Genomic DNA, 16,206 nt, shown 5'->3' with positions numbered 1-16,206 from the left:
TGGGCTGGAGGGTGCGCCTGCGGCACCCGGTGAGATCGGGAAGACTGGGCCCATGCGAGCCATCACGATTCCGGAGCCCGGTGGACCCGACGCGCTGGTCTGGGCCGAGGTGCCCGACCCGGAGCCGGGCCCGGACGAGGTCGTCGTGGATGTGCGGGCCAGCGGGGTCAACCGCGCTGACCTGCTGCAACGGCAGGGGCACTACCCGCCACCGCCGGGCGCGCCCGCGTACCCCGGCTTGGAATGCTCTGGGGTGATCACGGAGGTTGGCGCGGAGGTCGCCGGTTGGGCGGTCGGGCAGCAGGTCTGCGCGCTGCTGGCCGGCGGCGGGTACGCGGAGCGGGTGGCGGTCCCCGCCGGGCAGTTGCTGCCGGTGCCGGCCTGCGACCCGGTCGACGCGGCGGCGCTGCCCGAGGCGGCCTGCACGGTCTGGTCGAACCTGATTCAGGTGGCGCGGCTCGACGCGGGCGAGACGCTGCTGGTGCACGGCGGGGGCAGCGGGATCGGCACCTTCGCCATCCAGCTCGGGGCGGCCCTCGGCGTGACCGTGCTGACCACCGCGCGGGAGGCCAAGCACGCCCGGCTGCGTGAGCTGGGCGCGGCCCACCTGATCGACTACCGGGAGCAGGACTTCGTCGAGGAGGCCCGGCGGGTCACCGACGGACGCGGGGTGGACGTCATCCTCGACATCATGGGCGCGGCCTACCTGGGGCGGAACGTCTCCGCGCTGGCCACCGGAGGTCGGCTCGTGGTGATCGGGATGCAGGGTGGGCGCAAGGCCGAGTTGGATCTCGGCGCGTTGCTGACCAAGCGGGCGAGCGTCACCGCGACGTCGCTACGGTCCCGTCCGCTCGCCGAGAAGGCGGAGATCGTGCAGGGCGTACGGGACGAGGTGTGGCCGTTGGTCGAGGCGGGCCGGATCCGGCCGATCGTGGACCGGCGGCTGCCGATGACCGAGGCGGCGGAGGCGCACCGGCGCGTCGAATCGCACGACCACTTCGGCAAGGTGCTCCTCACCCGCCCACCGGGCGGGCGGTCAGCCGTCAGTTGAGGGAGCCCGCCAGCGTCGGGTCGTCGGTCGGTCGGGGCAGCACCAGCCGGGCGCCCGGGCCCTCGCCGGCCAGCGTGTCCCCCGGGTTGTTGAGCGTGCAGCGCTGCAACGACAGGCAGCCGCAGCCGATGCAGCCGTCCAGGTCGTCGCGGAGCTTGGTGAGCAGCCGGATCCGCTCGTCCAACCGGCTCCGCCAACTCGCCGAGAGCCGCGCCCAGTCCTGCGGGCTGGGAGTGCGGGCCTCGGGGAGCGAGTCGAGTGCCGCCCGGATCTCGTCGAGCGAGACGCCGACCTGCTGGGAGATCCGGATGAAGGCAACCCGCCGCAGCTCGGCGCGGGCGTACCGGCGCTGGTTGCCGCCGGTACGGTCGGCGCGGATCAGCCCGAGTCGCTCGTAGTAGCGCAGCGCCGACGGTGCCACCCCGGAGCGGGCGGACAGCTCACCGATCGTCAGTAGATCCGGCATCAACAGGTCCTTGAGTTGAAGTGCACTTCAACTAACACAGTAGTGGCATGACCACCACACTGACCACCGACAGCAGCGCCCGACTGCCCGGGCTGATCCGACGACTGACCGGCGACGAGAAGCACGCGCCGAGCGCGCACTCCACGATCGACGTGCTCCAGGTGCTCTACGACCGGGTGCTGCGGGTCACCCCCGACACCGCCGACGACCCGGAGCGGGACCGGTTCCTGCTCTCCAAGGGCCACGGACCGGCCGCCTACTACGCGGTGCTCGCCGCGCACGGTTTCATCCCGGACGCCTGGCTCGACGACCTGGCCGGCCCGGAGAGCCGGCTCGGCCACCACCCGGACCGACGCCTGGTGCCCGGGGTCGAGATCAGCTCCGGTTCGCTCGGGCACGGGCTCGGGCTGGCCGTCGGCACCGCGCTCGGCCTACGCGCCCAGGGGCTGCGCAAACCCCGGGTGTACGTGCTGCTCGGCGACGCCGAACTGGACGAGGGATCCAACCACGAGGCGATCGCGTACGCGGGAGCGATAGGCCTGGACAACCTCACCGCGGTCGTGGTGGACAACGCGTCGGCCAGCTACGGGTGGGCCGGCGGCATCGCCAGCCGGTTCACCGTCAACGGTTGGACCGCCGACACCGTGGGCGGCCGGGACCACGAGGCCCTGTACGCGGCGCTGACCGGGCACCGGCCACGACACCCGCACCTGGTGGTCGCCCGCACCGAGAGCAAGGGATGACCGACATGCGTACCGCCTTCATCGACACCGCCACCGCGCTCCTCGACGAGGATCCGCGTACCGCACTGGTGCTTGCCGACATCTCGGTGAGCCAGTTCGCCCCGGTAGGGCACCGACACCCGGACCGGGTGCTCAACGTCGGGATCCGGGAGCAGCTGATGATCGGTGTGGCCGGTGGGCTCGCCCTGACCGGGCTGCGTCCGATCGCGCACTCGTACGCGACGTTCCTGGTGGACCGGGCGTACGAGCAGATCAAGTTGGATCTGGACCACCAGGGTGTGGGAGCCGTCCTGGTCAGCATCGGCGCGTCGTACGACGGGTCGGCGGAGGGCCGCACCCACCAGTCACCCGGGGACGTGGCGCTCTTCGACTCCCTCGGCGACGGCTGGACGGTCCGGGTGCCCGGCCACCCGGACGAGGTGGCGCCGCTGCTCCGCACCGCCGCGACCACCGACGATCCGATCTACCTGCGGCTCTCCGAGCAGGGCAACGCCGAGGCGTACCCGGATGCCAGCCGGCTACGGGTGCTGCGGCGGGGCGGAACGAACGCGCCGCTCGTGGTGGCGGTCGGACCGATGCTCGACCCCACCCTGGCGGCGACCGAGGGGATGGACGTGACGGTGGCGTACACCCACACGCCCCGGCCGTTCGACACTCGTGGGCTGCGGGCGCTCGCCAACACCGACGTGGTGCTTGTCGAGCCGTACCTGGCGGGCACGTCGAGCGCGGTCGTCAGCCGGGCGCTGGCGGACGTACCGCACCGGCTGCTCGCGCTCGGGGTGGGTCAGACCGACCTGCGACGGTACGGCGATCCGGCCGACCACGCCCGGTGGCATGGTCTGGACGCCGACGGCCTGCGGCGGTCGATCAGCGGGTTCCTGGGGTCAGTTGGCGGCTGAGACGGCGGGGCGGCGGCGAGCGCGCTCGCGCCCGAGGATCCAGATCGCCTCGACGCCGTCCTTCCAGGTGATCTTCTTGCCCTCTTCCCGGCCGCGCGCCCGGTAGCTGATCGGCACCTCGTACGGCCGGATGCGGCGACGCAGCAGCTTGCCGGTCACCTCGGCCTCCATGCCGAAGCCGCGCGAACGCACCTCGAGCGACCGGTAGAGCGCCACCGGCATCAGCTTGAAGCAGGTCTCCAGGTCACCGATGTACGAGTTGAACAGCACGTTGGCCGCCATGGTGACGCCCTTGTTGCCCATCACGTACCAGAAGCTGTAGGCGCTGTGGCTGCCGAAGGTGCGATTGCCGTAGACCACCGTGGCCCGCCCGTCGAGCACCGGGTCGAGCAGCTTGGGGATGTCCTGCGGGTCGTACTCCAGGTCGGCGTCGAGGATGACCATGTAGTCGCCCTCGGCGCTGTCGACCGCCGTCTTGATGGCGGCACCCTTGCCGGCGTTGCGCTGGTGGGTGATGACCCGCAGGCGTGCGTCGTCGGCGCGGCCGAGGACCTCACCGGTGCCGTCCCGGCTGCCGTCGTCGACGACTACCAACTCGATCTCGCAGGGATAGTCCACCGCCAATGCCTGCTTGAGGGCATCCGCGATGCGTTCTTCCTCGTTGTAGACCGGCATGAGGATCGAGAGCTTCACGGGAATCTCCACGGTGGCGGCAACACGTCGGCCATAGCCTAGCCTGGTTGGTTTGTTAACCGCGTACCGCCACTGCGGGGCAGCCGGCGCGGCGGGTTCAGACCAATGGTGTTTACTTCCGCCATGTCGGCTGCCGGCTCCCTGCTCGCGGCGGTTCCTGCCGCCGCGGTGCTCCTGCTCACCGTCGCGACGAGGCCACGCGAGGCTGGTGCGGTGGCACCGCTGCGGCTCGCCGTGGTGCGCGCCGTCCTGCTCAGCGGGGCGTACGCGGTGCTCGTCGTCGAGGTGCTCGGCGCGTCGCACGCGCTGACCCGACCCGCGTTCGCCGTCGCCTGGCTGCTCTTCCTTGCCGCTGCCGCGACGGCGGCCGGTCTGCGCTGGCGACGGGAGGCTCGCCTCGGGCAGCCGGTCGACGCCGCGCCGGTGCCAGTCACCACCGCGTCGCGGCCGGTTCCGGTGGGCGCGGTGGTGTCCGGGGGCAACCCCGACGTGTCCGCCCCGGCCGCCGAGCCCGGTGGGGCCGCCACCGCGCCGACCCGGGCCGGTCGGAGGGCCGCCGGTTTGCTCGCCGCGGCCGTCGACACCTGGCGTACGGCCCGACCGGGCGAACGGCTCCTCGCCGGCACGGTCGGCGGGCTGGTCCTGGTGGAGCTGCTGGTCGCGCTGCTGGCCGAGCCGAACAACTTCGACTCGCAGACGTACCACCTGCCGAAGGTGGAGCACTGGGTCGCCCAGGGCGACCTGGACTTCTGGCCCACCGCCATCCACCGGCAGGTGACCATCCCGCCCGGGGCCGAGTACCTGCTGCTGCACCTGCGCCTGCTCACCGGCGGGGACTCCCTGCACAATCTGGTGCAGTGGGCGGCCGGGGTGGTCTGCCTCCTGGTGGCCGCACGGATCACGGCGCAGCTCGGCGGCGGCCGGAGGGCCCAGTTGCTCACCGCGTTCGTGTTGGCGACCACGCCGATGGTGGTGCTCCAGGCGACCAGCACGCAGACCGACCTGATCTGCGCGGCGTGGGTGGCCTGCGCGGCGACCCTGACGCTGGACGGGCTGCGTCGACGGACCGGCTGGGGCACGCTGCTCGGGCTGGGGGCGGCCACCGGGCTGACCGCGGTGACCAAGACCAGCGGCCTGATCGCGGTCGGCCCGCTGCTGGTGCTCTGGGGGCTGGCCCAGTTGAGGCTGGCCCGGACCGATCCTCCGGCACCGGCGGGCACGTCAGCGGCGGGTGCGGGACGGCGGTCCTGGCCGGTCGGCGGGCTGGCCCGTACGGTCGGCGGTTCGGTGCTGATCCTGGTGGTCGCGGCCGTGGTGGTCGGCCCGTTCCTGGCCCGGGTCACCGCCGAGTTCGGGCACCCGCTGGGGCCGCCCCGGCTGCGCGAGTCCATCCCGATGGAGCGGCACGACCCGGCGTCGATAGTGGTCAACGCGCTGCGGATCGGGCACACGGCGTTCGACACACCGCTGGCGCCCCTGCGTCGGGCCGGGGCGGAAGTGATCATCAGCGGCGCCGAGGCGATCGGGGTCGACCCACAGGACCGCGCGATCACCTTCGGTCGGGAGCTCTTCCCGGAGCCGGCCTGGTATCCGGATGAGGACCGGGTGGCGTTTCCGCTGGCCGGGGCGTTGGCGGTGATCGGCGTGGTGATCGCGCTCGCCCGACCACGGCGGATCGCCGCCGAGCGGGCCGGGTCGCTGCGGGCGTACGCCGTGGCGGTGCTGACCGCCGTGCTGCTGCACACCGCGATGATCAAATGGCAGCCGTGGGGCAACCGGCTGCTGCTCTACGCCGTGGTGCTCGCCGTACCCCTCGCCGGCCTCTGGCTGGACGCGCTCCTGCGCAACCGCGCGGGCGGACGTCGAACCGTTGCCACCGTGGTGGCCGTCACCGTGCTGGCCACCTCGGCGCTGGCCGGAGTGCTCGCGCTGTCGTACGGCTTCCCGCGCCGGCTGGTCGGTGCCGGTTCGGTCTTCACCACCTCGGACTGGGACACCCGGTTCCTGCGCCGCCCACAGTGGGCCGACGAGTTCCGCTGGGCGGCGGCCGCGGTCCAGGACAGCGGTGCGCGACGGATCGGGCTGGTGCAGCAGAACGACAACTGGGAGTACCCGTGGTGGCTGCTGCTGCGGCACCCCGACGGCGGCTCACCGGACCTGGTGGCGTTGCAGTCGGTACTGCCGGAACGACCGCCCGCCGCCCCCTCCTCGGTCGACGCGATCGTCTGCACCGGCAGCGAGGCGGCCTGCGCCAAACTCGTCCCGGCCGGCTGGCGGCTGGAGTTCGACGGTTACGTCGGTTACGCCCTCCCGCCGGGCCGCTGAGCAAGCGGCACCGGCGGCATCGCTCCCGCGTCTACTGACGAGGGCAGGGGCCCCGGCATCGACCAGGGCCCCTTCGCTCACTTGGCGCGGGGAATGAGGATGAGCCGGGCCACGCCCTTGTCGCCGTCCTTCGCGCCGGCGACGCCGAGCGTCGCGCCAACCTTGACCTCGCTCGGCTGCACGGTGGCCCGCCGCTCGACCACCCGCAGGTCGTCGCCGAAGGTCCAGCTCATGGTGAAGCCGTCGGTGGACTTGACGGTCATCGAGTCGCCGTCGATCGCGGTGACCTCGCCGCGCTGCACGGCGACGGTCTGCGTACCGCCGTCCTTCGTCTTCACCACCGCCTCACCGTGCAGGGTGTTCTTGCGCAGCAGCACGCGGGCCTGGCGGCGCTTGCGCCACTCCTCACCGCGCTTCTCCCGGGCCTTCTCCTTGGCGCTGGGGGTCGCGCCCGGCGTCGGGGTGGCCGGTGCGGCGACGGTCAGCACGTCCAGGTCGTCGGCGTCGAAGCCCATCGCGGCCAGCGCCTGACCCTCGACCCCCATGGCGGCGGCGACCTCGACGGCGACGTCCCGGGCGGGCTGGCTGGCCACCTCGGCCGCGCCGCAGCCGCTGACGCCGAGCGCGACCGCCGCGAGCAGTGCCGTGGTGCCGGTGGCGATACCCCAACGTGGCATGACTCTCCCTCTCGTCCGTGGAGCCCTCAGCCTTCCCCGCAACGACGAGCGGAGCGTCAGGCCGATGTTCGGGTCAGGTAAGGATCACCGGGCAGCCGGACGGTGAAGGCGGCACCACCCTCCGGCGCGTGCCCCGCGGCGATCTCCCCGCCCAGCCGGCGCACCAGCCCGGCGGCCAGCGCCAACCCCAACCCGCTGCCCACCTTGCGCACCCCCCGGTACCGCTCGTGCAGCGCACCGCGTTCGAAGGCCACCGCCAGGTCGTCGTCGGTGAAGCCGGGCCCGCCGTCGCGGACCTCCAACACGCCGCCGTGCGCCGGGTCCGCGCCGGCCGGCCGGACCGCGAGCACCACCGGCGACCCCGGGGGTACGACCCGCAGCGCGTTCTCCAGCAGCCCGTCCAGCACCTGCCGGATCCTCCCCGGATCGGTGTACGCGGGCACCGGCTGACCGGGCGTCTCCACCCGGAACGGCACGCCCACCGCGGCGCACCGGCCGGACCAGGTCGGCTCCGCGTCGACGGCCAGTTGGGTCAGATCCACCGGCACCGGTTCGAGGGGGAAGTCGGCGGCCTCCAGCCGGGCCAGTGCCAGCAGGTCACCGATCAGCCGGTCCAGGTGTTGGGCCTCGGCCAGCATGGTCCGGCCGGTGTCCACCGTGTCGTCGGCACCGAGCACCCCGTCGGCGAGCGCCTCGGCGTACCCCCGGATCGCGGTCAGCGGGGTGCGCAGCTCGTGCGAGACGGAGAGCAGGAACTCCCGCTGTCGACCCTCGCTGGTGGCCAGTGCGGCAGCCAACCCGTTCAACGCCTCGGCCAGGTCGGCGACCTCGTCCGGCGGCTCGACCGGCACCTGGACGGCGCGGTCACCAGCCCGCAGCCGGGCGGCGGCGGTGGCCGCGACGCGAATCGGCCGGGCCAGCCGACGGGCCAGCAGCAACCCGGCCACCACACCGGCGGTCAACCCGGCCAGCAACGGCAACCAGAGACTGAGCAGCACCCGGGCCCACAGGCCGTTGGCCAGCGGACGGGAGAGCACCACCCCGTTGCCGCCGGGCAGGGCCCGACCCTCGACCAGGGCCCGCTCACCGTTGACCGAGCGACGAGCCGACACGTTGCGTCCCTGCCCGATCCGCTGCACCACCCGGGTTGGCAGACCCGCCCGGTCGACCGCCCCACGCCGGATCAGGTACGCGTCGATGCCCTGGTCGCGCAGTTGCTGGATGAGCCGTTCCTCGTCGGCGCTGCGACCCCGGTCGAGGCGGGTCCGCAGCACCTCGGCCGCGAGCCGGGCCTGGGCGGCGAGCGCCTCCTGCTCGCTCCGCTCCGCGCCACGGATCGCCAACGGCACCGCGACGATGGCGGTTACCAGCACCGACACCAGCGCCACCGCGCAGGTGACGAGCACCGCGCGGGCGGTCAGCGTACGGCCGAAGCGGCCTCGTCGAGCCTCGGCGGGTGGGGTGGCGCCGACCACCGGCAGGGCCATGGTCGGCGACTCGACGTGCCCGGGGTGGTCAGGCATCGACCGCGTACCCCACGCCGCGATGGGTCCGGATCACGCTCGCCGGGCCGAGCTTCGCCCGCACCTGGGCGACATGCACGTCCACCGTCCGGGTGCCGGCGTGCGCCGCGTAGCCCCAGACTCCGGCGAGCAGCTCCTCCCTGGTGAAGACCCGGCCGGGCCGGGCCATCAGGTGGGCCAGCAGGTCGAACTCGGTGGAGGTGAGCTGCACCGGGGCACCGGCAGCGGTGACCGTGCGGCGGGCCGGGTCCAGCGTCACCGGGCCGACGACCCGTGGCCGGTCCGCGCCCTCCGGGCCGCCGGCGGAACGGCGCAGCACCGCGCGCACCCGGGCGACCAGTTCCCGTGGGCTGAACGGCTTGGTGACGTAGTCGTCGGCGCCCAACTCCAGGCCGACGATCCGGTCCACCTCGTCGTCCCGGGCGGTGAGGAAGATGACCGGGGTCCAGTCGCCGGCCTCGCGTAGCCGGCGGCAGATCTCGGTGCCGGGCAGGCCCGGCAGCGCGATGTCCAACACGCAGGCCACCGGACGCAGCCGGCGGGCCGCGCTCAGACCGGCCTCTCCGTCACGTTCCAGGTGGACGCCGAACCCGTCCCGGGTGAGGTAGAGCCGGACCAGGTCGGCGATGGCCGGCTCGTCCTCCACGACGAGGACGAGCCCGCGATGCGGTGGTTCGACGGTCACCGGCCCATGATTGCCGACGGCGGAGGCTTGGCGCGATCGGCGCGTGTTCGAGTTCGGTAAAGGTGGAACGACGCGGGGGCCAGCTCACCAGGACGGAGCGAACATCCCGGGCCGCGCGACGGCCGGTGCGTCACCGATGCTGGCGACGACCCGCACGCCGGGCGGTCGCAGGCGGGTCCGGAACGCCTGGTTGAGCAACGCGTCGAGCTGCCAGACCTGCTTCGGGTGGGTGGTCCGGATCAGGAACCGCTCACGGATCCCGTCGATCGCGGTGGCCGCCATCTCGACCGACTGCAGCCGCGGGTCCGGGCTCCAGGTGACGTTGCTCAGCTCGCGCAACTCGGTGTTGAGGTGCAGGCGCAGTCGGTGCAGAAGGCGGGTCTGCTGGGTCACCACCAGGCGGCGGTGGGTGAGCAGTAGGAGGTAGTCGCCGGTGACCGGGCGGTCGGGGCGGCTGCAACGGGTGACCAGGATGGTGGCGTCACCGGAGCCGACGCAGCGCCGGAAGACCGGCATGTGCCGGCTCACCGTCTGCACGGCCAGGCCAGCCTCAGCGGCGGCCGGGAGGAACGTTCGGGAGAAGACGTCCATGACCTGCCCAACGACCTCCCCAGCGGGGTGACGTGGGTCACGGAGGATTTTTGGAAGTTCCACGCCGCCCGTCGCACTGCCTGTCCGACTTACGACTCGGACGGATCATGGTCAGGCGTTCGGCTGAAGTGGACTGGCGGCGAACAGCTCCTCCAGCCAGCCCGGGACCGCGTCGGCGTACTCGGCGCGGGACTCCTCGGGGGTGTCCAGCGCTCGACGCCAGGACAGCGACCGGCTCACCGGCCCCAGACCGATCGCGAGGTCGGCGGCCTCGACGAGGGTCCGGCGGTCGTACCGGTCCGTCCACGCCTCCAGGTAGGCGTCGCGCAACCGAACCAGTTGGGCGTCGTCGGCGGCGAGCTTCCCGGCGTGCCCGATGGAGCGCAGGGTCACCAGCAGCGTGCCGAACGGGTGCGCCACCGAGGCGTCACCCCAGTCGAAGTAGCGGTACCCGGCCGCGCTGGCGAAGACGTTGCCGTCATGCAGGTCGTCGTGTTGCACGGTGGCCGGGATGCCGATGTCGGCGAGCCGGCGGCTCCGCTGCGCGTACGACGGCAGCTCGGCCCGCAGCCGCTCGTGCACCTCCGCGCTGAGCCCGCCCTCGGCGTCGATCAGCAGCGCCTCTCGATCGTCGAGCAGTTCGGCGAAGAGGCCGGCCAGCACCTCCGGACGCTGATCCGGCACGCCCAGGGCGACGAACTCGTCGGCGCGGGGCACGGTGGCCAGTTGCAGCGCCGCGTACCCGGGCAACGCCCGCTCCCAGTGCGCCAGATCGGGATCGCGTGCCAGCACGTCGCGCAACGACTCGCCGCCGTCGGGCAGCAGCGACCAGCCCTGCGCCGGGTCCACCGCGATCGGCGTCAGCACCCGGTCGGGCGTCAACTCGGCGAGCGCCGCGACCAGGACCGCCTCGTGCACCGTGCCCGGGTTGTTGGCCTTGAACCAGACCGGGCCGTCGTCGGTGGGCACCCGCCACACCAGCGACCAGGGACGGACCCGCGGCTCCACCGGCCCGGTCACCCGCCGACCCGCGCGAGTCAACTGCTCGTCGACCCAGGACCGGGCCTGCGTCTGCCACTGCTCGTCGGACCAGTCCGGGGCACGCTCGATCGTCGTCACGTTGGGCACCCTAGGCCGTCCTCCCGAGGTTCGGGACCGCTTATTCCGGCGCCGGCCCACGGCGTCCCAGCGGAGGAGGTGGCATCTGCCGATTGCGCACTCTGCGAGATGCGCCGAGGAAGCTGTGAGCGACATTATCGCTGCGCCCAGTAATCATGCTCGAATCTGCTCGGGGAGTGGAGCTATGACGGGAACGCCAACCACAGCCACGCGAGACTTCACGCGCCCCTCCGCCGCCGAGCGTCCACAACGCAACGGCGTCATCATCGCGGTCAGCGTGGCGGCCGGAGTCCTGCTGGCGGTGCTCTGGTCCTACGAGTTCGTCGACTCGGTCATCGGTGACAGCGTCGCCAGCGGGATCCTCGGCCATGACGCGAAGGCGACGGCGATCTCCGGTACCGCCGCCGGCCTGGTGTTCGCGTTCGTGTCGGGCCTCGCCGGCACGTTCACCGCGTGCAACATCGCGATGCTCGCGTCCATCGGGCCGCTCGGCGCGGCAAGCTCTGCCAACGGTGACCGGCTCCGGCTGCTGCTGCGGCCGGTCGGCTACCTCACCCTGGGCATGGTCGCCGTCGCCGCGGTGTACGGGTTCGTCGGGGTCCTGCTGGGTGACCGGCTCCCCCAGCTGTCCACCGACACCGCCGGTGGGGTGCCGGTGCGCATCATCCAGTCGTCGGTGGTGTTCGGCGTCATCGGACTGGCCCTCATCTACCTGGGGCTGGCCGCGATCCGGACGGTGCCGGACGTGTTCGCCGACCGGCCGGTCGCACGGGTGATCACCCTCGGCGCGCTCATCGGCGGCTTCCTCATCGGCCGGCCGTACCCGCTGTTCAACAAGCTGTTCCACTGGGCGGTCGACAGCGGCAACCCGCTGTACGGTTCGGCCGCGTTCGTGCTGCAGTCCCTCGGCAACATCGTCGTGGTCACCGCACTGTTCGCGCTGCTGATCATGCTCACCCGTGGCCGGTTCATCAGCTGGCTCGCCGCCGACGTACGCCGCAGCATGGTGATCAGCGGCGCGCTGCTCATCGCCCTGGGCGTCTTCACAGTCGTGTACTGGGACGTCCGGGTGCCCTCGATCTTCGGCTTCGGGTGGTTCCCCACCATGTTCTACAACGACTGACGCCGGTCCAGACCTGCCGCCGCCGGAAGATGGCACATTCGAAGATGTTCCGGCGCGCTGGGTGCTCGATGCTGTTCGTGTGACTGGCGCGGCAGATCCGGACCGGTGGAGTGTGGCCAACACGGCCCTGCGAACGGCCACCGACCGGTTCACCGATCTGGTGGCCGCCGCGCCCTCACCCGACGTCATGGCGACCGCCGACTGGACCGTGGCCGACACCCTCGCGCACGTGGTGTCGATCGCGGTGCTGTACGTGTCGAGGCTGGAGGGCACCGCGGTCCCCATCCGGGTGCCAGGGCTGGAGGACCTGCTGGCCACCACGAACGTGGACACGGTGGCCGACGTCAACGCCCAGGTGCTCGCCCACTTCACCGAGCGCGACCCGGAGGTGCTGCTGACGCAGCTGAACACCCTGGTCGGCCGCCTCCTGACGACGTCGGCCGATCCGCGCTCGACGGTGAGTTGGCTGGGCAACGCGCGGGTGACGGTCGGCGGCCTGTTCGCCCATCTGACCAACGAGCTGCTCGTGCACGGCTGGGACATCGCGCGGGCGCTCCGCCGGGCGTGGCCGATGCCGGACGAGCACGCCGCGCTCTACTGGGAGCTGTTCATGTTCGACATGCTGCGCGACACGTACGGGGTGCTGCTCAACACCGAACTGCCGATGCCCCGCCACCACGTGTCGGTGCAGTTCCGCTCGGAGTACACGCCGACGACGACGCTGACCCTGGGCGACCGCCGGGTGCGGATCGCGCCACCCGACGCCCCGTACGACGCGAGGGTGACGTTCCGCCCCGCCCGGTTCAACCTGATGATGTTCGGCCGGATCAGCATCGCGCAGGCGGTGCTGCGGCGCGACGTGGTCATCGGCGGACCGAGGCCGTGGCGGCTGCCCGCGTTCCTCCGGGTCGTGCACATGCCCAACGGCCGGCTCGCGCCCCCACCAGCATCCGGGCCCCGGCGCAGGTGACCGCCGCGCCGACCGGCGTGCGGCGGTGTCCTCAGATCAGCTCGACGACTGTGGCGTTGGCCATGCCACCGCCCTCGCACATGGTCTGCAGGCCGTAACGGATGCCGTTGTCCCGCATGTGCTGCAGCATCGTGGTCATGATCCGGGCACCGGAGCCGCCGAGCGGGTGACCGAGGGCGATCGCCCCGCCGCGCGGGTTGAGCCGCTCCGGGTCCGCCTCGGTCTCCGCCAGCCAGGCCAGCGGCACCGGGGCGAACGCCTCGTTCACCTCGTACACCCCGATCTCCTCGATGCCCAGCCCCGCGCGGCGCAGCGCCTTCGCGGTGGCCGGGATGGGCGCGGTGAGCATGGTGACCGGGTCGTCGGCGGCGACCACCGCGGTGTGGATCCGGGCCAGCGGGCGCAGGCCGTGCCGGCTCGCCCAGTCGGAGGTGGTCACCGCGAGGGCCGCGGCGCCGTCGGAGATCTGGGACGCGGAGCCGGCGGTCACCACGCCGTCGGCGCGGAACGGGGTGGCCAGCTCGCCCAGCTTCTCCAGTGAGGTCTCCCGGCGGATGCCCTCGTCGGCGGCGAACTTGCCACCGTCGGCGAGCGGCACCGGGGTCAGCTCCGGGTCGAACGCGCCGGCGTCCTGCGCGGCGGCTGCCTTCTCGTGGCTGGCCAGCGCGAACTCGTCCAGCTGGGTACGCGAGAGGCGCCACCGCTGGGCGATCAGCTCGGCCCCGACCCCCTGGTTGAACGGCAGCGGTGCGTCGTCGGCGAAGCCCTCGACGCCCCGGTAGCGGGCGCGCAACTGGTCACTGAACGGCATGCCGCCGGCGACACTGGAGCCCATCGGCACCCGGGTCATCGACTCGACGCCGCCGGCGACCACCAGGTCGGCCTGGCCGGATAGCACCGTCGCGGCGGCGAAGTGCAGGGCCTGCTGGCTGGAGCCGCATTGCCGGTCCAGGGTGGTGCCGGGCACCGTCTCGGGCCAGCCGGCGGCGAGCACGCCGTTGCGGGCGATGTTCCACGACTGCTCACCGACCTGGGACACGCAGCCCCAGAAGACGTCGTCGACCTGGGCCGGGTCGAGCCCGGTGCGCTCGGCGAGGGCGCGCAGCACGTGCGCCGAGAGGTCGACCGGGTGGACGCTGGCGAGGCTGCCCTTGCGCCGCCCGACCGGGGTACGTACCGCGCCGACGATGACCGCGTCACTCATGTTTACTCCCCGGTAACTTGGGCTGCCCCGATCCTACGTCGTCCATCGACCGGTCGTCCGGCCACACCTGCACGAGGTGCCGGAATCCGACGGCCGCTGGCATGCTGGGCGGGTGAATGAGACGTCTCCGACACGGCAGTGGCGAGTGCCGTCGAGCCTGCCGGCGGCGAAGCTGGCCGGCGCCGTCCTGCTCGTCGCGCTCGGGCTGCTCTTCGCCGACGGCGACCCGGTCCGCCTCGCGGTGGCCGCCCTGGCCGCCGCAGCTCTGGCCGGCTGGGCGGTACGCGACCTGGTCGCACCGGTCCGGTTGGCGGTGGCCCCGGCCGGGCTCACCGTCATCCACGGCTTCGCGGGTCGGCGGCTGCTGCCCTGGTCGGCGGTCGAGGCGATCGCCGTCGACCGACGACCCCGACTGGGGCTGACCAGCGAGACCCTGGAGATCGACGCGGGCAACTCACTGCACCTGTTCGGCCGGTACGACCTGGGGGCCACCCCGGAGGAGGTGGCCGCCACGCTGCGGGCCGCCCGCCCGGTCAGCTGAGCAGTTGGGCGGTCCGGAAGAGCACCAGCGCGAGCAGGATCAGCAGGATGATCGCGCCACCGGCCGCCTGCACCAGCGTCCGCCGACTCCGCGGCGCGTACGCGAGCACCAACGCCATCAGCCCACCGACCACCAGACCGCCGAGGTGCCCGGGGATCGAGATGCCCGGCACGGCCAACGTGAACACCAGGTTGATCACCAGGATCGGGATGATCCGGGAGATGTCCCGGCCCAACCTGCGCTCGATGATGATCAGCGCGGCGAAGAGACCGAACACGGCGGTCGACGCGCCGACGGTGGCCGCCCGCGGGCTGCTGAACAGGTAGGCGGCCACGTTGCCGCCGAGGCCCGCGATCAGGTAGAGCGCGGCGAACCGCACCCGCCCGAGGTTGGCCTCCAACGACCGGCCGAGCACCCACAGCGCCCACATGTTGAGCAGCAGGTGGAGCACGCCGTAGTGCAGGAACATCGCCGTGACCAGCCGGTACCACTGGCCCTCGGCGATCCCCCCGAGCGTGTAGTCGGAGAGGTAGGCCCGGCCGAGCACCGCACCCCACTCGGTCAGCGGCGTGCTGCCACCCATCAGGCCACCGAAGCCGGAGCCGCCGACCGCCGCGTCCCCGCCCCGGGCGGAGGCGATGGAGAGCAGCAGGAACAGCACGTTCACGGCGATCAGCGCCTTGGTGACATAGCCGTGCCGGCCGGCCGTACCGCCGCCGAAGGCGGTACGGGCCGGCCGGACACTGCGACGTCCCTCGTTGACGCACTCCGGGCACTGGTGCCCGACCGAGGCATCCCGCATGCAGTCCGGGCAGATCGGCCGGTCACAGCGGGAGCACCGGACGTAGGTCTCCCGGCCGGGGTGCCGGTAGCAGACCGGGGTGGTCGGCGGAGACTCGCTCACCGGGCCGACCCTCCGTCCGCCACCACACGGTCCATCGGCACCGGCCGTGCTCCGGAGCGCTCAATCATGCGAGCAAAGGTACCTCGTCGGTCGCTCAGGAAGCGGACCGCTCGATCTCGACCCGCTCGATGACGACGTCCTGGAGCGGACGGTCGCTCGGACCGGTCGGGGTGTTCGCGATCGAATCCACGACCTTCACCGACTCCTCGTCGGCGACCTGGCCGAAGATGGTGTGCCGGTTGTTGAGGTGCGGCGTCGGGGACACGGTGATGAAGAACTGCGAACCGTTGGTGCCCGGTCCGGCGTTCGCCATCGCCAGCAGGTACGGACGGTCGAACCGCAGCTCCGGGTGGAACTCGTCGGCGAACTTGTAGCCCGGTCCGCCCCGGCCGGTGCCGGTCGGGTCGCCCATCTGGACCATGAAACCGCTGATCACCCGGTGCGAGATGGTGCCGTCGTAGTACGGACCACTGCCCGGCTGACCGGTGCGCGGGTCGGTGTACTCACGGTTGCCCTCGGCCAGGTCGACGAAGTTGCGGACAGTCTTCGGCGCGTGGTTGGGGAAGAGCTCCAGCCGGATCGGGCCAGCGTTGGTGTGCAGGGTGGCGTAGACAGCCTCGGCCACGGGTACTCCTCACTTGTTGGTCAGTTCCATGCGGATCCTCCCATGTGCCCGATCTGGCATCGCGGAG

Annotated in this window: 17 protein-coding genes; 7 read left to right on the top strand and 10 right to left on the bottom strand. The window is 72.4% G+C overall.

Going from position 1 to position 16,206, the window contains the following annotated elements; genetic code table 11:
• The first annotated feature begins 52 nt into the window (after positions 1–52).
• The gene (locus ACIBD9_RS16465) at positions 53–1,051 is read left to right on the top strand and encodes an NAD(P)H-quinone oxidoreductase (RefSeq protein ID WP_396718393.1); all 999 of its coding nucleotides are present in this window, start codon (positions 53–55) and stop codon (positions 1,049–1,051) included.
• Here the strand turns inward: ACIBD9_RS16465 and soxR are convergent.
• The gene (gene soxR / locus ACIBD9_RS16460) at positions 1,044–1,517 is read right to left on the bottom strand and encodes a redox-sensitive transcriptional activator SoxR (protein ID WP_396718390.1); all 474 of its coding nucleotides are present in this window, start codon (positions 1,515–1,517) and stop codon (positions 1,044–1,046) included. The genes ACIBD9_RS16465 and soxR overlap by 8 nt on opposite strands.
• Positions 1,518–1,564: 47 nt before the next feature.
• Here soxR and ACIBD9_RS16455 point away from each other — a divergent pair, with 47 nt between their 5' ends.
• Both ACIBD9_RS16455 and ACIBD9_RS16450 read left to right on the top strand, forming a co-directional pair.
• The gene (locus ACIBD9_RS16455; RefSeq protein WP_396718387.1) at positions 1,565–2,260 is read left to right on the top strand and encodes a transketolase; all 696 of its coding nucleotides are present in this window, start codon (positions 1,565–1,567) and stop codon (positions 2,258–2,260) included.
• Positions 2,261–2,265: 5 nt separating this feature from the next.
• The gene (locus ACIBD9_RS16450) at positions 2,266–3,159 is read left to right on the top strand and encodes a transketolase family protein (RefSeq protein ID WP_396718384.1); all 894 of its coding nucleotides are present in this window, start codon (positions 2,266–2,268) and stop codon (positions 3,157–3,159) included.
• Here the strand turns inward: ACIBD9_RS16450 and ACIBD9_RS16445 are convergent.
• Positions 3,145–3,852, bottom strand: a complete 708-nt coding sequence (locus tag ACIBD9_RS16445; RefSeq protein WP_030487790.1) for a glycosyltransferase family 2 protein — start codon at positions 3,850–3,852, stop codon at positions 3,145–3,147. The genes ACIBD9_RS16450 and ACIBD9_RS16445 overlap by 15 nt on opposite strands.
• 123 nt (positions 3,853–3,975) lie before the next feature.
• On the opposite strand from ACIBD9_RS16445, the gene ACIBD9_RS16440 reads away from it, so the two are divergent.
• Positions 3,976–6,177 carry an ArnT family glycosyltransferase gene (locus ACIBD9_RS16440; RefSeq protein ID WP_396718381.1) on the top strand — a complete coding sequence of 734 codons (2,202 nt, stop codon included), beginning with the start codon at positions 3,976–3,978 and terminating at the stop codon, positions 6,175–6,177.
• Positions 6,178–6,254: 77 nt separating this feature from the next.
• Here ACIBD9_RS16440 and ACIBD9_RS16435 read toward each other — a convergent pair whose 3' ends face one another.
• From ACIBD9_RS16435 to ACIBD9_RS16415, 5 genes are all read right to left on the bottom strand, one after another.
• A complete protein-coding gene (locus ACIBD9_RS16435; RefSeq protein ID WP_396718378.1) occupies positions 6,255–6,854 on the bottom strand; it encodes a hypothetical protein in 600 nt (199 codons plus the stop codon).
• Between the two features lie 56 nt (positions 6,855–6,910).
• Positions 6,911–8,377, bottom strand: coding sequence for a sensor histidine kinase (locus ACIBD9_RS16430; RefSeq protein ID WP_396718376.1), 1,467 nt, complete (start codon positions 8,375–8,377; stop codon positions 6,911–6,913).
• Complete coding sequence (locus tag ACIBD9_RS16425; RefSeq protein ID WP_124822475.1) at positions 8,370–9,062, bottom strand: response regulator transcription factor; 693 nt, start codon at positions 9,060–9,062, stop codon at positions 8,370–8,372. The genes ACIBD9_RS16430 and ACIBD9_RS16425 overlap by 8 nt, the downstream gene beginning before the upstream one ends.
• A gap of 84 nt (positions 9,063–9,146) precedes the next feature.
• Positions 9,147–9,653, bottom strand: coding sequence for a hypothetical protein (locus tag ACIBD9_RS16420; RefSeq protein WP_396718373.1), 507 nt, complete (start codon positions 9,651–9,653; stop codon positions 9,147–9,149).
• Positions 9,654–9,764: 111 nt separating this feature from the next.
• Positions 9,765–10,772, bottom strand: a complete 1,008-nt coding sequence (locus tag ACIBD9_RS16415) for an aminoglycoside phosphotransferase family protein (RefSeq protein WP_396718371.1) — start codon at positions 10,770–10,772, stop codon at positions 9,765–9,767.
• A 184-nt stretch (positions 10,773–10,956) separates the two neighbouring features.
• Between ACIBD9_RS16415 and ACIBD9_RS16410 the strand changes: the two genes are divergently transcribed.
• Positions 10,957–11,895, top strand: coding sequence for a hypothetical protein (locus ACIBD9_RS16410; RefSeq protein ID WP_396718368.1), 939 nt, complete (start codon positions 10,957–10,959; stop codon positions 11,893–11,895).
• Between the two features lie 79 nt (positions 11,896–11,974).
• A complete protein-coding gene (locus ACIBD9_RS16405) occupies positions 11,975–12,865 on the top strand; it encodes a maleylpyruvate isomerase family mycothiol-dependent enzyme (RefSeq protein WP_396718365.1) in 891 nt (296 codons plus the stop codon).
• Positions 12,866–12,896: 31 nt separating this feature from the next.
• On the opposite strand, the gene ACIBD9_RS16400 is transcribed toward ACIBD9_RS16405, so the two are convergent.
• Positions 12,897–14,069, bottom strand: a complete 1,173-nt coding sequence (locus tag ACIBD9_RS16400) for an acetyl-CoA C-acyltransferase (RefSeq protein WP_238662377.1) — start codon at positions 14,067–14,069, stop codon at positions 12,897–12,899.
• 112 nt (positions 14,070–14,181) lie between these two features.
• Here ACIBD9_RS16400 and ACIBD9_RS16395 point away from each other — a divergent pair, with 112 nt between their 5' ends.
• Entirely contained in the window at positions 14,182–14,610 is a 429-nt protein-coding gene (locus ACIBD9_RS16395) for a PH domain-containing protein (protein WP_387173459.1), read from the top strand.
• On the opposite strand, the gene ACIBD9_RS16390 is transcribed toward ACIBD9_RS16395, so the two are convergent.
• Together ACIBD9_RS16390 and ACIBD9_RS16385 are read right to left on the bottom strand one after the other, a co-directional pair.
• Positions 14,603–15,514, bottom strand: a complete 912-nt coding sequence (locus ACIBD9_RS16390) for a rhomboid family intramembrane serine protease (protein ID WP_396718362.1) — start codon at positions 15,512–15,514, stop codon at positions 14,603–14,605. The genes ACIBD9_RS16395 and ACIBD9_RS16390 overlap by 8 nt on opposite strands.
• Positions 15,515–15,608: 94 nt before the next feature.
• On the bottom strand, positions 15,609–16,139 hold the full coding sequence (locus tag ACIBD9_RS16385; protein WP_203148254.1) for a peptidylprolyl isomerase: 531 nt from the start codon (positions 16,137–16,139) through the stop codon (positions 15,609–15,611).
• Positions 16,140–16,206: the final 67 nt, after the last annotated feature.

Origin of the sequence: Micromonospora sp. NPDC050784 (genome assembly GCF_044456765.1) — a bacterium.
Taxonomy (GTDB): Bacteria; Actinomycetota; Actinomycetes; order Mycobacteriales; family Micromonosporaceae; genus Micromonospora; species Micromonospora foliorum.
Note: the sequence above shows the minus strand (reverse complement) of the source record. Positions and strands in the feature narration are given on the sequence as shown.

Excerpts from the sequence above, each read along its gene's own strand:
- ACIBD9_RS16455 (WP_396718387.1), top strand. The coding sequence starts at position 1,565 with ATGACCACCACACTGACCACCGACAGCAGCGCCCGACTGCCCGGGCTG.
- ACIBD9_RS16400 (WP_238662377.1), bottom strand. The coding sequence starts at position 14,069 with ATGAGTGACGCGGTCATCGTCGGCGCGGTACGTACCCCGGTCGGGCGG.
- ACIBD9_RS16440 (WP_396718381.1), top strand. The coding sequence starts at position 3,976 with ATGTCGGCTGCCGGCTCCCTGCTCGCGGCGGTTCCTGCCGCCGCGGTG.
- ACIBD9_RS16410 (WP_396718368.1), top strand. The coding sequence starts at position 10,957 with ATGACGGGAACGCCAACCACAGCCACGCGAGACTTCACGCGCCCCTCC.
- ACIBD9_RS16435 (WP_396718378.1), bottom strand. The coding sequence starts at position 6,854 with ATGCCACGTTGGGGTATCGCCACCGGCACCACGGCACTGCTCGCGGCG.
- ACIBD9_RS16465 (WP_396718393.1), top strand. The coding sequence starts at position 53 with ATGCGAGCCATCACGATTCCGGAGCCCGGTGGACCCGACGCGCTGGTC.
- ACIBD9_RS16420 (WP_396718373.1), bottom strand. The coding sequence starts at position 9,653 with ATGGACGTCTTCTCCCGAACGTTCCTCCCGGCCGCCGCTGAGGCTGGC.
- ACIBD9_RS16430 (WP_396718376.1), bottom strand. The coding sequence starts at position 8,377 with ATGCCTGACCACCCCGGGCACGTCGAGTCGCCGACCATGGCCCTGCCG.
- soxR (WP_396718390.1), bottom strand. The coding sequence starts at position 1,517 with ATGCCGGATCTACTGACGATCGGTGAGCTGTCCGCCCGCTCCGGGGTG.
- ACIBD9_RS16450 (WP_396718384.1), top strand. The coding sequence starts at position 2,266 with ATGCGTACCGCCTTCATCGACACCGCCACCGCGCTCCTCGACGAGGAT.